At 46.8% G+C, this 14071-nt stretch carries 12 protein-coding genes; 4 read left to right on the top strand and 8 right to left on the bottom strand.

Annotation, left to right across the window (positions count from 1 at the left end; genetic code table 11):
* Positions 1 to 9: 9 nt before the first annotated feature.
* Together groL and ICN49_RS01930 are read right to left on the bottom strand one after the other, a co-directional pair.
* Entirely contained in the window at positions 10 to 1659 is a 1650-nt protein-coding gene (gene groL, locus ICN49_RS01935; protein ID WP_216165115.1) for a chaperonin GroEL, read from the bottom strand.
* Positions 1660 to 1686: 27 nt separating this feature from the next.
* Entirely contained in the window at positions 1687 to 1977 is a 291-nt protein-coding gene (locus ICN49_RS01930) for a co-chaperone GroES (RefSeq protein ID WP_216165112.1), read from the bottom strand.
* Positions 1978 to 2292: 315 nt separating this feature from the next.
* Between ICN49_RS01930 and ICN49_RS01925 the strand changes: the two genes are divergently transcribed.
* The 4 genes from ICN49_RS01925 (at position 2293) to ICN49_RS01910 (ending at position 7795) form a co-directional block, all read left to right on the top strand.
* The gene (locus ICN49_RS01925; RefSeq protein WP_216165109.1) at positions 2293 to 3129 is read left to right on the top strand and encodes a diguanylate phosphodiesterase; all 837 of its coding nucleotides are present in this window, start codon (positions 2293 to 2295) and stop codon (positions 3127 to 3129) included.
* Entirely contained in the window at positions 3126 to 3749 is a 624-nt protein-coding gene (locus ICN49_RS01920) for a response regulator transcription factor (protein ID WP_216165106.1), read from the top strand. Before ICN49_RS01925 ends, ICN49_RS01920 begins: the two co-directional genes overlap by 4 nt.
* A 7-nt stretch (positions 3750 to 3756) precedes the next feature.
* Complete coding sequence (locus ICN49_RS01915; protein ID WP_216165103.1) at positions 3757 to 6204, top strand: ATP-binding protein; 2448 nt, start codon at positions 3757 to 3759, stop codon at positions 6202 to 6204.
* A gap of 82 nt (positions 6205 to 6286) precedes the next feature.
* Positions 6287 to 7795, top strand: coding sequence for a D-alanyl-D-alanine carboxypeptidase/D-alanyl-D-alanine-endopeptidase (locus tag ICN49_RS01910; RefSeq protein WP_255535358.1), 1509 nt, complete (start codon positions 6287 to 6289; stop codon positions 7793 to 7795).
* Here ICN49_RS01910 and ICN49_RS01905 read toward each other — a convergent pair.
* The 6 genes from ICN49_RS01905 to pyk all read right to left on the bottom strand — a co-directional run bounded on the left by ICN49_RS01905 (position 7741) and on the right by pyk (position 14070).
* Entirely contained in the window at positions 7741 to 8835 is a 1095-nt protein-coding gene (locus ICN49_RS01905) for an L-threonylcarbamoyladenylate synthase (RefSeq protein ID WP_216165100.1), read from the bottom strand. The two genes, ICN49_RS01910 and ICN49_RS01905, sit on opposite strands and share 55 nt — an antisense overlap.
* Positions 8836 to 8838: 3 nt before the next feature.
* Positions 8839 to 10023 (bottom strand): 5-(carboxyamino)imidazole ribonucleotide synthase, encoded by a 1185-nt coding sequence (locus ICN49_RS01900; protein WP_216165097.1) that lies wholly within the window; start codon positions 10021 to 10023, stop codon positions 8839 to 8841.
* 4 nt (positions 10024 to 10027) lie between these two features.
* Positions 10028 to 10522, bottom strand: a complete 495-nt coding sequence (purE, locus tag ICN49_RS01895; RefSeq protein ID WP_216165094.1) for a 5-(carboxyamino)imidazole ribonucleotide mutase — start codon at positions 10520 to 10522, stop codon at positions 10028 to 10030.
* Between the two features lie 80 nt (positions 10523 to 10602).
* Complete coding sequence (locus ICN49_RS01890; protein ID WP_216165091.1) at positions 10603 to 11499, bottom strand: phosphoribosylaminoimidazolesuccinocarboxamide synthase; 897 nt, start codon at positions 11497 to 11499, stop codon at positions 10603 to 10605.
* Positions 11500 to 11506: 7 nt separating this feature from the next.
* Positions 11507 to 12571, bottom strand: coding sequence for a class II fructose-bisphosphate aldolase (gene fba / locus ICN49_RS01885; RefSeq protein ID WP_216165088.1), 1065 nt, complete (start codon positions 12569 to 12571; stop codon positions 11507 to 11509).
* 62 nt (positions 12572 to 12633) lie between these two features.
* On the bottom strand, positions 12634 to 14070 hold the full coding sequence (gene pyk, locus ICN49_RS01880; protein WP_216165085.1) for a pyruvate kinase: 1437 nt from the start codon (positions 14068 to 14070) through the stop codon (positions 12634 to 12636).
* Between the last annotated feature and the right edge of the window lies 1 nt (position 14071).

Raw genomic sequence — 14071 nt, 5'->3', positions numbered from 1 at the left:
ATCCGGCTATTACATCATGCCGCCCATTCCACCCATGCCACCCATACCGCCCATATCAGGCATACCACCACCAGACTCATCCTTAGGTGCTTCGCAGATAGCGCAATCAGTCGTCAACAACAAAGCTGCAACAGAAGCTGCATTCACTAACGCAGTTTTTGTAACCTTAGTTGGATCGATCACACCTTGAGCTACGAGGTCGCCGTATTCGCCAGTTGCAGCGTTGTAACCGTTATTGCCCTTGCTAGCCAATACCGCATTAACAACTACGCTTGCTTCATCACCAGCATTAGAAACGATGATGCGAAGTGGCTCTTCCATAGCGCGCAATACGATGCTGATACCAGCGTCTTGATCAGCGTTGTCGCCTTTCAAGCCCTTGATACCTTGCATAGCACGAATCAATGCTACGCCGCCGCCAGGAACAATACCCTCTTCAACTGCAGCGCGAGTTGCGTGCAATGCGTCATCAACGCGGGCTTTCTTTTCTTTCATTTCAACTTCAGTAGCAGCGCCAACACGAATCACTGCAACACCGCCAGCCAACTTGGCAACGCGCTCTTGCAATTTTTCTTTGTCGTAGTCGCTAGTCGCTTCTTCGATCTGAACGCGAACGTTCTTCACGCGAGCTTCGATCGCTTTAGCATCGCCAGCACCATCAATGATGATGGTGTTTTCTTTGCCGATTTCGATACGCTTAGCTTGACCCAAGTGCTCAAGAGTTGTTTTCTCGAGTGTGAGGCCAATTTCTTCAGCAATCACTGTGCCGCCAGTCAAAATCGCGATGTCTTCTAACATTGCTTTACGACGATCGCCAAAGCCTGGAGCCTTAACAGCACAAGTCTTGATGATGCCGCGGATGTTATTCACAACCAAAGTTGCTAAGGCTTCGCCTTCAACATCTTCAGCAATGATCAATAAAGGACGACCAGATTTTGCTACTTGCTCGAGTACTGGGAGCAAATCACGGATGTTGCTAACTTTCTTGTCGAACAAGAGAACGTATGGGCTTTCCAATACGGCAACTTGTTTTTCAGGTTGGTTAATGAAGTAAGGTGAGAGGTAACCGCGATCAAACTGCATGCCTTCAACTACTTCAAGCTCGTCTTCTAATGACTTGCCATCTTCAACAGTAATAACGCCTTCTTTACCTACTTTTTCCATTGCTTCAGCAATACGCTGACCAATGCTGTAGTCGCTGTTAGCTGAAATAGAGCCAACTTGAGCGATTTCTTTAGTGGTTGTACAAGGCTTGCTGATTTTCTTGAGCTCTTCGAGCGCAGCTGCAACAGCTTTGTCGATGCCGCGTTTTAGATCCATTGGGTTATGGCCTGAAACTACATATTTCATGCCTTCACGTACGATGGATTGAGCCAAAACAGTAGCGGTAGTTGTACCGTCACCAGCGATGTCAGCAGTTTTGGAAGCAACTTCCTTCACCATCTGAGCACCCATGTTTTGGAGTCTGTCTTTGAGTTCGATTTCTTTGGCTACGGATACACCATCTTTAGTGATGGTTGGACCGCCAAATGAACGCTCCATGACAACGTTACGACCCTTTGGTCCTAAAGTTGTTTTCACTGCGTTCGCGAGAATATTTACGCCTTCTACCATCTTGGTACGGGCGCTATCTCCAAATACAACGTCTTTTGCTGCCATGATTGAATTCCTTTCTTAGATACCGAATTACTTCTGTACTACAGCCATGATGTCGTCTTCACGCATCACGAGTAGCTCGTCAGCGCCGATTTTGACTGTCTGACCTGCATATTTGCCAAACAACACACGATCGCCAACTTTGACGTCTGGTGCATTCAACTTACCGCTGTCATCTCGTTTGCCCGGGCCAACTGCCAAAACTTCACCTTGGTCAGGTTTTTCAGCGGCAGCATCAGGAATAATGATTCCAGAGGCAGTTTTTGATTCTTGATCTAAACGTTTAATGATTACGCGATCATGTAAAGGACGCAGATTCATTCCTTCTCCTATGTTAGTAAGTGTTAACTAATTAAAATACCCATATAAATCAGTGCTTTATAATCTCTTCACACGGAAGCTAAAAAGAATTACTAGTTAGTAAGCCGCTTTAGCACTCGCGTGTAGGGAGTGCTGATTATATAGGTCTGATTCCCAAAATTTCAAGGGTAGCAACCCACAAATTATTTAAGGATTTAGCCTTTTCTATACTAGGTACAAGCGGGTAGGACGTTTCCTACACATAAATCAGCCTTAAGCCCTTACCGCTCCAATCTGTCCTGCCTAGACTGGATAGTCACCGATTGGAGAATGCTGATGAGCCCGAAATCCCGGCTGTACACGCTTGTAAAGGCATGGAAGAACAAACCCTTCCAAGAAGTACGAGACGCTTGTGGCGAGCAATGGCTTGGCCTGAGTAGCCAAGCTCTCGAAGAACACCAATCCTGGTCCCAGCGACAAGCGATTAGTCATGAACCCATTTTTAACGCGCAGGGGACAAAACTGACCGGCTCTTTATTTAGACCTTTGCTAACGGCAACCGACACTCAACTCCTACGTTTATTTATGGAGGGGCTAGATGCAAGCTCCTATTGGTATCGCAGTGGTCGCTTTATTCCAGGAATCCTGCCCGTCCCAGCTCACGCCTTAGCTTCAAGCGCCTACATCGATGCACTCAGTGATTTAGTTTTGAATTCACGTCTGCCAGTTGGCCTCGTATCTTTAGGAATTCAATCTCTACCAAATTCAGATGTATCAGCAGCTTGCAAAGAGGGTTTATTGCGCATGAGACGACTCGGCGTTTTGCTGCATCTCATGGAGTTTTCCGGCACCGCAAAAGAATTGCTCTTCTTAGAAGAAATGCAATTAGATGGCATCCACATTGAGATGGGGCAATTTCGTAATTGCCCATTACCAATAGAAGTCATTACTCAGGCCAAGAAAATGCAAACCGAGATCTATGCCAGCAATATCACCTTAGTGAAAGACTTAGAGAATGCCAACGCTCTAGGTTTGGAGCATTGCTATGGAGGGCTCATGATGCCTCTCGTCAGTAGACACCAAACATTACACATTAACGATAGCCGAATCGCTAAAGCCATTTTTTCGCTGCACCCTCATCAACACCTAAACCTAAATGGAGACAAGAAATGAGAAAACGCGTGATGTTGGTAGATGACCACCCAGCCATGTTGATGGCACTCAAAAGCATGCTGCAGGATCAATTGCTCTTTGAGATAGTGGGACAAGCCCAAAATGGAGAAGAATGTCTCAGATCCATAAAAGAGGTCAATCCTAATATGGTCATTCTAGATTTAGATATGCCAAAGACTGATGGCTTTGATGTCATTCGCAGAATTGGTCTAATGCATCCAGAGGTGCGGATGCTGGTGCTATCGAGCCTAGATGAAGCCGTCTATGGCGGCAGGGTTAGATCGCTTGGGGCACACGGCTTCGTTAATAAAACTGCCGGCGCCGATGTCATTCTTGCTGCTTGCGTTGCCATCTCGCAGGGCTACACCTTCTTTACCCACGGCAAGAAAGGTAATAGCTCGCTGACTGATAACGATAAGCTTGCCTTGATTTCTGATCGTGAACTCCAGGTAATGAAATATCTTGGCAAGGGCAATACCAATCAACAGATTTCAGACCTACTGCACATTAGCAATAAAACCGTTGCGACCTATAAAACCCGTGTATTTGATAAATTGGGCATCAACAATATTGCAGACTTGATCTTGTTCTGTCGCATTAATCACATCATCGAGAGTTAAGTTCGCAATGCATCGGTTCATCTCACGGGCAATCTTGCCCTTATGCTTATTAGGTCATGGGTTTGTTTGCGCAAGCTCTTTTAGTCCAAAAGAGCAATGGTGGATCGATGCGCATCCTGTGGTGCACTTTAGTATTCATGAAAAATATGCGCCATACCTGAATAGCGGCAAAGACGGTAAGCATGGCGTCTTCCAAGCCGTATTAACAAGCTTAGGTAAATTTACCCAGCAACAATATTTGCCTAGGTGGAGAAGCACAGATCAAGAAGGTTTACATCAACTTGCTAATGGCGAAGTAGATTTCATCATCGACCCACCCGCTATCGATGATCAAGCATTGAAATTTGGATCACTCTCTGAGGCCATTTTTTGGGGTCACGATGCCGTGATCGCCAAAGCCGCAAATGGCACTACCATTGACCAGGAAAAAATTGCTTACTTTGATCGAGGGTTTGAGAGCTCGCCGAGTAGCGCCAATCATCTGGCGAGCATTTCAAGCTACCCAGAACAACTCATCTTAGACCTACTGAAGAATGATATTGAAGCCCTAGTGATGCCGCTGCGCTTGGCGCAACAACTCATCAAGCAATTTGGTAATGAGGGCCTTCAAATAGATGGGCTATACGGGCGAGAACCCTTTGCATATCGCTGGCTGATTTCCCATGAAGACGCGCCCTTACATTCGGTCTTAGATCGTTTTATGACTGGGCTGGATCCGATTGAATCACGCCAACTTTTTGCTTTAGATACAAGCCCGGTCACCCTAACTTCACATTACTGGAAAACAGCACTCCCTTGGAGTCTGAGTATGGCTCTCTTGATTGGCGGGGGATTGTTCATTTGGCAGTTACAAATAAAACGTTACAAACAAGAACAAGAAACTGCCGACCTCATCAGCTCAAAAGAAGTTGCTGAAAAAGCCAATGCGGCCAAGTCTGCCTTTCTTGCCACCATGAGTCATGAAATTCGTACGCCCATGAATGCCATTCTGGGTGTGCAAGAGTTACTGCTCAATAGTCATAAGCTACCGCCTAGCGAAAAACCGCTTCTGAAGAGCGCCCATGCATCTGCAGAGTCACTCTTGGGTATGCTAAATCAAGTCTTAGACCTCTCCAAGATAGAGGCTGGAAAACTCACGCTGAATCTAGAGCCCTACTGCCTCAAAGATTTAGTGGATGATATTCACTCAACCTTCTCTACGGTTGCGACCAAACAAAAATTACTACTGCACACCTCAATCGATCCACGGGTTGCTAGCGTACTCATGATTGACCCTTTGAGACTCAGGCAGATCCTACAAAACCTCTTAAGCAACGCGATTAAATTCACTGATCATGGTGCGATCTATTTTTCCATCACCGTTCTAGCAGATGATCATGCTGGGCAATTGATTGAGTTTAGGGTGATTGATACGGGCATTGGCATGGGTAAAGAAGAAATTACTCGCGCACTTGAAGCCTTTGAGCAAGTTCCCAAACGGATGGATATGGGTGAACAGCAGGCCGGTACTGGGCTTGGTCTCACCATTACTAAACACCTCATTGACTCCATGAACAGTCACCTCTACTTTGATAGCGATCCTGGATTTGGAAGCAATGTGCATTTTTGCGTTGCCTTTCCCCGTACTAGCATGGCCGCATTGCGCACGAACTTATCTGACAACAATTCACCCAAGAAGCATCTTGCTAAAAAACAATCCGGCAATAAAGAAAATCCAAAAGGAACACTAAAGGCTCTCGTGGTGGAGGATCACCCCGCAAGCCGTCAAATCCTTTCTTTGCAACTCGAGGCGCTCGGCATCCAAGTATGGGTTTGCGAGAGTGCAGATGATGCATTGGCGTTGGTGCGAGAACATCGTTTTGATCTCATGCTGACAGACCAATCGATGCCAGGTATACAAGGATCCGATCTAGCAAAAGCAGTGCGCGCCATGGGTCATCGAGAGCTCATTATTATTGGCGTGACTGCAGATATTTATGCCCTAGATTCTCGCCATCAATTTTTATCTGCCGGTATGAACGGGGTACTGATAAAACCGCTTAGCCTCAGCGCCCTTGAGAATGAGCTCACCCGTTACTTTGCTGTGGTTGATGCTGATGCACAAAGGACCGTAAGAGAAGATTTTGAATATTCGTTCGAGGCATTCTCCAATCTTTTAAAAGATAATCCTGAACATGTTTCGCTTATCTTGGATGAGATTCGAAAAGTCCATGATGACATCTTGATTGAACTTGCAGAGATTACTGAAAACAATGGTCTTACAGAAAGTCAATTCAGAGCCATGGTGCATAAGGTTAAGGGTGGCGCCCAACTACTCAGCGCCAAGGCTTTCACCGAGCAATGTCAGAAGCTCGAACTCGATGGGCCGCTCCAAGAAAGAGTGCGCCTCTTTACTAAACTACTGGAGCAAGAAAACCAAGTCATTAAACGCTATCAAGGCAAATACGGTGGATAGGAATTGGTAGAGGGTTTATCCTTTGAGGGTGAGAGCCCAATACCGCCACCGTCTATTCCTACTATTTTATGCAAGCACAATATTGCTAGTCGTTGGCTTGGCTCATGCCGCAGATTTAGTCTCTCAAGAAACTGCCTTTCAATACATCCCCAAAGCAGTTGCAAGCAGTCTAGAAAAAAGCCAAATCCCCCAAGATGCCATTAGCATCTCCGTCATGGAAATTGGGCAAGCTCACCAAGGCAAAGAAATACAGTATTTCTCTAAAACTGCTCTGGACTGGCGCTCCACCGAAGCCATGAATCCTGCTTCAACTATGAAGCTAGTGACAACTCTTGCTGGCTTGGATATTTTAGGTCCACAGTATCGCTGGCGCACCAAGCTCTTTACTGATGGGGCTATTCGTCAAGGCGTTTTAAAAGGCAATTTGTATCTTCAGGGCAGTGGTGATCCAAAGCTTATCCCTGAAGAGCTCGCGCGGATGATGAAAGATCTGCAAGGTTTAGGAATCCAGAAGATTGATGGCAACCTCATCTTCGATCGAAGCGCCTATGCTCCTAGCGTCATGGAGCAAAACACCATTGATGGCGAAGCACTACGCGCCTACAACGTTACTCCAGATCCCCTCCTCTATGCCTTTCGGACCATATCGTTTCAGATGGGCAAATCCCGTACCGCTGACTTTATAGATATTAATTACACCCCTGCGCTTGCTAATTTCAAGATTAATAATGAGATGCAGCTCGTTGATCGCTCTTGTGACTCATGGAAGAAAGACATACGCTTTGAGATCAATCCTGAAAGTGGTAGCGCATCCCCCAATCAAAGTATTAGCGCTTCATTTTCTGGGGCATTTCCAAATGGATGCAAAGGGGTCGCTTATAACGTCGTTGCCTTAGATGCCAACACCTTCTTAACCCGGGGCTTTATTGCCGCCTGGGAGTTAGCTAGTGGTACTTGGGCGCAAACTCCAACAGGCAGCAATGGCATCGTGCCAATCACCGCTAGACCACTCCTGCAATTTGAAGGCATTAACTTAGCTGATGACGTACAAGATATTAATAAGTATTCAAACAATGTCATGGCTAGGCAATTGATGCTGACCTTAGCCCTGGAAAAAATGGGTAAACCTGCGACCACAGAAAATGGTGAACTAGTGATTCAGGGGTGGCTCAAAAAAATGGGCTTGCAGTTTCCAGAACTCATGATTGAGAACGGCTCCGGGCTATCGCGTAATGAAGCCATCTCGGCGCAGCATATGAATGAGCTCCTGGTCACCGCTCGTAAGCTCGCCGTTGCTGAGGCGTTTTATAACAGCTTACCCTTAGCAGGATCGGACGGAACTATGCGTAATCGCCTTATGACTCAGCTACGAAAGTTTTTACACCTTAAGAAAAAACCTGAAGCCAGAATTAAAACAGGCTCACTCTCCGATGTGCGAGCGATCTCAGGTTATGTGATTAGCAAATCTGGAAAAATGTACGCCGTCACTTCATTCATCAACCACCCCAATGCCTGGAGAGGCTTAGAAGCGCACGATCAATTACTAGCGTGGTTGCTGGAAGATGGTCCTGAGCCAAAACAGGCCCGCTGAAGTCGATCTCTCACCCCATCCCACTCTTCACCAGCAGGTGGCTCTGGGAACAAAAGCAAATCCCAGCCCAGTTGATCTAGGTCGCGCAAAGAACGATAGAGGCGACTCGCGAATGCAGCACTATCACTCGGTACAGTGACTTCTTCAAAGTACACTGAAGGATGCCCATCATGACCCAATGAAGAATCGGAATCCCACACTGCCACAGCCACACGCGACTTAATGTCAGGGAATTCGCTCAAAGCGTCTAAGACTCGCCCAGGTGGATAAAGTCGTAATGGAGTAGTTGGCGCGTAGTGCGCCTTCAGGCTTCCAGATACTCTAGGAATATTTTTTTCTGAATGAGTGGCCGTAACTTCTCCAGGCTGGGATACCTTGATACCAGTCTTAGCAAATATTTGACTTGGGGTAATGGCGCCAGGCCGAAGCAGCACTGCATGATCACCTGAAGATAAATCAATGATGGTCGATTCAATACCAACCTCACAATCACCGCCATCCAACACCATCAAGTCAAGCATGCCTTCGAATTCACTTCGGACATCAGCGGCACTTGTTGGCGAAACTTTGCCAAAACGATTGGCAGAGGGTGCCACAACGCCACCCTTAAATTTACGCAATAGGGTTTGTGCTAGCGGATGTGCTGGCGCCCGTATTGCTACCGTGTCTTGGCCACCAGTGATTTCATCTAAAACACTTTTATCTTTTTTAAAGACTAAGGTAAGTGGACCAGGCCAAAATGCATTAATGAGTTGCAGGGCATCCTCAGATAAATCGCGTACCCAAGGACTCAGCAATGCAGCCCAATCCACTTGTGGAGCATCATATTTTTCTGGTGCTGCTAAATGCACAATCACCGGATGATTTGAAGGTCTACCCTTAGCAGTAAAAAGTTTCTGAATGGCCTCAGGATTTCTGGCATCAGCGCCCAAGCCATAAACTGTCTCGGTCGGAAACGCTACCAAACCACCATCACGTAAGGTTTGTACTGCTTCGTTAATCACTGCAGATGTTTGCAGTGCTGTACTGTTAATGGACATTGCCTAGGGCTCGAGACCTAACTCAAGCGCAACTGCTGCACAGGTTTGACGGGCGCCACCTAAAGACTCACCTAAACAATTCACGTGGCCCATCTTGCGACCGATGCGTGGCTCAGACTTCCCATAAAGATGCAACTTCGCATCAGAGTGCCCAAGCACCTTATTCCAAGCTGGTTCTCTAGGCTTATCTTCGCTACCCTCAAACCAAAGGTCGCCCAATAAATTGAGCATTGAAACTGGAGCAAGCAAACGGGTATCGCCCAGCGGCAAACGCGCCATCGCTCTTACTTGTTGTTCAAACTGGCTGCTGACACAAGCATCCATGGTGTAGTGGCCGGAGTTATGTGGACGTGGCGCAATCTCATTAGCGACGATATCACCGCTTTTAAGCACAAAGAATTCCACGCACAGCACACCCACATAATCAATCTTCCGAATCAGCGCTTTGGCTGCAGCAATAATTTTCTTCTCTTGCTCAGGCTTGAGTGATGGGGCTGGCACAGTGGAGGTATGCAAAATACCGTCACGGTGAATATTCTGAGAAACCGGGTAAGCCACCACAGAATCATCATAACCACGCACTACTAAGGCTGAGACCTCGAAGTCCAAGTCCATCCGCTTCTCAAGTACGCAAGGTACTCGACCAAAATCATTCCATGCAGTCGTTAAGCCTTCTGCGTCATAAACAGTAGCCTGCCCTTTGCCGTCATAGCCCATACGAGCAGTTTTTAAAATGCCAGGAAAGAGGTCGTTTGGCACATGTGCAATATCCGCATCGTGCTCAATGACAAAGTTTGGGGCCGGTCCAATATTGGTTTCTGCTTTCCAGGTAGCTAAGAATTTTTTCTCAGCAATACGGTTTTGCGCCAAAGAGACACAGCTACTTCGTGGAGCAACAAACACGCCCAAAGACTCTAGCTCATCTAAAGCTTGGGCTGGAACATTCTCAAATTCAGTACTGACTGACGAGCAAATTGACGCCATCTCTTTCAGAGCAGCAGAGTCGGTGTAATCAGCTTGAATGAATTTTTCTGCAATCGAGCCTGCAGGGCTATTGGATCCAGGATCTAGAACGCAAACCTTGTATCCCATTGCTTGGGCAGCCTGGGTAAACATCCGCCCTAACTGACCACCACCTAATATTCCTAAATACGAACCCGGCAAAATGGGTTCCATGCGATCCGCCATGTAATTAATATCCCGGCAAATTCATTGAACGTGCAGTTTCAGATTGCTTCAGGCGGAAATCTTCCAAGCGCTTAGCCAAATCAGCATCATGCAAAGCCAAACCAGCGATCACATGTAAAGCAGCATTGGCGGCACCAGCTTCGCCAATGGCAAAAGTTGCCACCGGAATGCCTTTGGGCATTTGCACGATAGAGTACAAAGAATCTTCACCGCGAAGGTATTTGCTAGCTACAGGAACACCATAAACAGGAACAATTGTTTTGGAGGCAAGCATGCCTGGTAAGTGAGCCGCGCCACCTGCACCAGCAATGATGGCCTGCAGGCCATTGGCTTTCGCCTTTTCTGCATACTGAAACATATCATCAGGCATACGATGGGCAGAGAGGACCTGTGCTTCATGAGGAATACCGAATTGCTCGAGCATTTGAGCAGCGTGCTGCATCGTGTCCCAATCTGAATTGGAACCCATCACTATTCCCACTACTGGCTTCTTGCTCATTGCCTCTCCAAAAACCCTGAATTCTTTAATAGGACTCTATTATCCCAGCCTTTTAGGGCTTTGGAAAATCAAGCCTGAGTTTAGATCTGAGTGAGACGAGTTAAGGCCTCACGGTACTTCTGAGCGGTCTTTTCAATAACATCTACTGGCAATGCTGGGGCTGGGGCAGTTTTAGGCCATAACTTGCCATCTACTTGGGCAGTTTCAAGCCAATCTCGCACGAACTGTTTGTCATACGACGGGGGGTTGGCACCAACGTAATACGTTTCAGCAGGCCAGAAACGGGAAGAATCGGCTGTGAGGATTTCATCCATCAGCACCAATTGACCAGCATCGTCTAGACCAAACTCAAACTTGGTATCAGCAATGATGATCCCGCGAGTCGCTGCGTATTCTGACGCTTCTTTATAAAGACGAATACTCACTTCACGAATCTGCTTAGCCAACTTTTCACCGATGAGCTCAATGACTTTTTCAAAAGAAATATTTTCGTCGTGCTCGCCTACGTCCGCTTTAGCCGCAGGAGTAAAAATAGGCTCAGGTAACTTTTGGGCATTTTCCAAACCAGCCGGTAATGCAATCCCGCAAACCTTGCCACTTTCTTTGTAATCCTTCCAGCCACTACCCGCTAAATAACCACGCACAACAGCTTCTACTAAGATCGGCTTGAGACGCTTTGCTACTACCGCACGACCTTTGACTTGCGATACTTCCTCGGGACTTACTACTGTCGTTGGATCAATTCCAGTGAGATGATTAGGGATGACTGCAGCTAATTTATCGAACCAAAAGTTAGCCATTTGATTGAGAACAATGCCCTTCTCAGGAATTGGTTGACCCATCACCACATCAAAGGCAGATAAGCGGTCAGTGGTAATCATCAATAACTTGTCGTCACCGAGCGCGTAGACGTCACGCACTTTTCCTTTGGACAACAAAGGCAAAGACTGAATAGAAGTGGCGTACAAAGCAGACATATTCAACTCACTTCACGATCTGAGCTAACTTACCGCTCTTATACAACTCAGCCATCTTTTCCAACGAGATAGGTTTGATTTTTGAGGCTTGACCAGCAGAACCAAAGGCTTGGAAACGCGCAATACACACTTTCTTAGCTGCTTCACGCGCCGGCTTCAAATAATCACGGGGATCAAATTTACCTGGATTCTCAAAGAGGTAGCGGCGTATTGCGCCTGTCATTGCCAAACGAATATCGGTGTCAATGTTGATCTTACGGACGCCATTCTTAATGCCCTCTTGAATCTCTTCAACAGGCACACCATAAGTCTCTTTCATATCGCCACCAAATTCACGAATCTCAGCGAGCAATTCTTGTGGAACGCTAGATGAACCATGCATCACTAAGTGAGTATTCGGAATGCGTGCATGAATCTCTCTGATGCGATCAATTGCCAAAATATCGCCTGTAGGCTTTTTAGTGAACTTGTAGGCGCCGTGACTAGTGCCAATTGCAATCGCCAAGGCATCACACTGAGTGGCCTTAACAAAATCAGCAGCTTGTTCAACATCGGTAAGCAACTGTTCGCGTGTCATCGTGCCATCAGCACCATGTCCGTCTTCCTTGTCGCCCTTCATGGTTTCTAAAGAACCTAACACGCCAAGCTCAGCTTCAACAGTCACTCCGATGGAGTGTGAAAATTTCACAACCTCTCTAGATACATCTACGTTGTATTCATAGCTAGCCACTGACTTACCATCAGCCTCCAATGAGCCATCCATCATCACACTGGTGAAGCCACTCTTGATTGCCGCCATACAAACTGCAGGACTCTGACCATGATCTTGATGCATGACAACCGGAATATGCGGATAAGCCTCAACAGCAGCTGAGATCAAATGACGGAGAAATGCTTCGCCTGCGTACTTGCGGGCTCCAGCGGATGCTTGCATGATGACCGGAGAATCTGCCTCACTTGCAGCCTCCATGATGGCCGTCACTTGCTCTAAGTTATTAACATTAAATGCTGGCAAGCCATAACCGTTTTCAGCGGCATGATCCAAGAGTTGTCGTAAAGATACTAAGGCCATGGTGTTCTCTTAAGTCTAGGTTGTTAAATGAATAGTTAAATCTGAATAGGTTTTTAATGCGCTTATTTCACATGAATAATCTTGAGAGTATTAGTTCCGCCTGGTTCGCCCATGGGCTCGCCAGAAGTTAATACAACCGTATCACCCTTTTTCACCGCGCCTAATTTCTTCAAGCAGTCTTCCACTTCTTGCAAAGCGGTATCGCGGTCCTTGGTGTAATCCAAGCCGATTGGGGTGACATTGCGATATGTGCTTAAAGCACGTTGAGTACTAATCTTCGAAGTCAAAGCAAAGATGGGCACATGAATATTATGGCGACTCATCCAGATTGGGGTTGAGCCTGAATCCGTCAAAGCGGCAATCGCATTGGCATTCAAATGGTGGGCAGTAAAGAGCGCGCCCAAAGCAATCGTTTGATCAATGCGTGTAAAGGTTTGATCTAGAAAGTCGGTATCAAGCTTCACACGGTCGGATTTTTCTGCTTCTACACAAATCTCAGCCATGGCTTTGATGGTTTGCACTGGATACATACCAGCTGCAGATTCAGCAGAGAGCATCACCGCATCGGTGCCATCCAATACTGCATTAGCAACGTCGCTTACCTCTGCGCGTGTCGGTACGGGTGCATTAATCATCGACTCCATCATTTGAGTCGCAGTGATCGTAAATTTATCAGCCTCAAGTGCCAACTTAATCATGCGCTTTTGCAAAGCAGGTACAGCTGGATTGCCAACCTCAATTGCCAAATCACCACGTGCAACCATGATGCCGTCGCTCTCGGCAATGATGCTCTCTAAGGCGCCAGGCATAATGGCTTCGGCACGCTCAACCTTTGCAATGGTCTTCACCTTGCCAACACCGTGCTTCGTACTTGCTGCATCTGCCAACTGGCGAGCGTATGCCATATCAGCGCCATCTTTTGGAAAGCTAATCGCCAAAAAGTCTACGCCCATCGCAATCGCCGCATCTAAGTCAGCAATATCTTTTTCAGTTAAAGCTGGTGCAGTTAAGCCACCGCCAGCGCGGTTAATCCCTTTGTTATTAGAAAGCGGGCCACCCTGCTCTACACGGGTAAAGATTTCTCCACCCTTTACATTCTCTACGCGCAACACCACTAAACCATCATTGAGTAAAAGACGGTCTCCTGGTTTAACGTCAGTTGGCAATTCTTTGTAATCAAGGCCAACACGCCCTTGATCACCAAGCTCGCAATCCACATCCAAAATAAATGACTCGCCTTCTTTGAGCAAAATTTTGCTATCGATAAATTTACCGACGCGAATTTTTGGGCCTTGAAGGTCGGCCATAATGCCAACTTCTTTGCCAACTTCAGCGGAGATAGCGCGCACTAAATCATGGCGCGCTTTGTGATCAGCAATAGTTCCATGAGAGAAGTTCATTCGCACAACATCAACACCCGCACGAATCATGTCACGCAACACTTCGGGCTTTTCAGAGGCCGGCCCTAAGGTGGCAATGATTTTTGTTGCTCTCAACATA

The organism is Polynucleobacter finlandensis, assembly GCF_018881755.1.
GTDB lineage: Bacteria > Pseudomonadota > Gammaproteobacteria > Burkholderiales > Burkholderiaceae > Polynucleobacter > Polynucleobacter finlandensis.
Note: the sequence above shows the minus strand (reverse complement) of the source record. Positions and strands in the feature narration are given on the sequence as shown.

What these genes read in the sequence shown, in the direction of transcription:
- pyk (WP_216165085.1), bottom strand. Translation starts at nt 14,070, where the DNA reads ATGTTGAGAGCAACAAAAATCATTGCCACCTTAGGGCCGGCCTCTGAA.
- ICN49_RS01890 (WP_216165091.1), bottom strand. Translation starts at nt 11,499, where the DNA reads ATGTCTGCTTTGTACGCCACTTCTATTCAGTCTTTGCCTTTGTTGTCC.
- ICN49_RS01930 (WP_216165112.1), bottom strand. Translation starts at nt 1,977, where the DNA reads ATGAATCTGCGTCCTTTACATGATCGCGTAATCATTAAACGTTTAGAT.
- purE (WP_216165094.1), bottom strand. Translation starts at nt 10,522, where the DNA reads ATGAGCAAGAAGCCAGTAGTGGGAATAGTGATGGGTTCCAATTCAGAT.
- ICN49_RS01925 (WP_216165109.1), top strand. Translation starts at nt 2,293, where the DNA reads ATGAGCCCGAAATCCCGGCTGTACACGCTTGTAAAGGCATGGAAGAAC.
- ICN49_RS01915 (WP_216165103.1), top strand. Translation starts at nt 3,757, where the DNA reads ATGCATCGGTTCATCTCACGGGCAATCTTGCCCTTATGCTTATTAGGT.
- ICN49_RS01920 (WP_216165106.1), top strand. Translation starts at nt 3,126, where the DNA reads ATGAGAAAACGCGTGATGTTGGTAGATGACCACCCAGCCATGTTGATG.
- fba (WP_216165088.1), bottom strand. Translation starts at nt 12,571, where the DNA reads ATGGCCTTAGTATCTTTACGACAACTCTTGGATCATGCCGCTGAAAAC.
- groL (WP_216165115.1), bottom strand. Translation starts at nt 1,659, where the DNA reads ATGGCAGCAAAAGACGTTGTATTTGGAGATAGCGCCCGTACCAAGATG.
- ICN49_RS01905 (WP_216165100.1), bottom strand. Translation starts at nt 8,835, where the DNA reads ATGTCCATTAACAGTACAGCACTGCAAACATCTGCAGTGATTAACGAA.
- ICN49_RS01900 (WP_216165097.1), bottom strand. Translation starts at nt 10,023, where the DNA reads ATGGCGGATCGCATGGAACCCATTTTGCCGGGTTCGTATTTAGGAATA.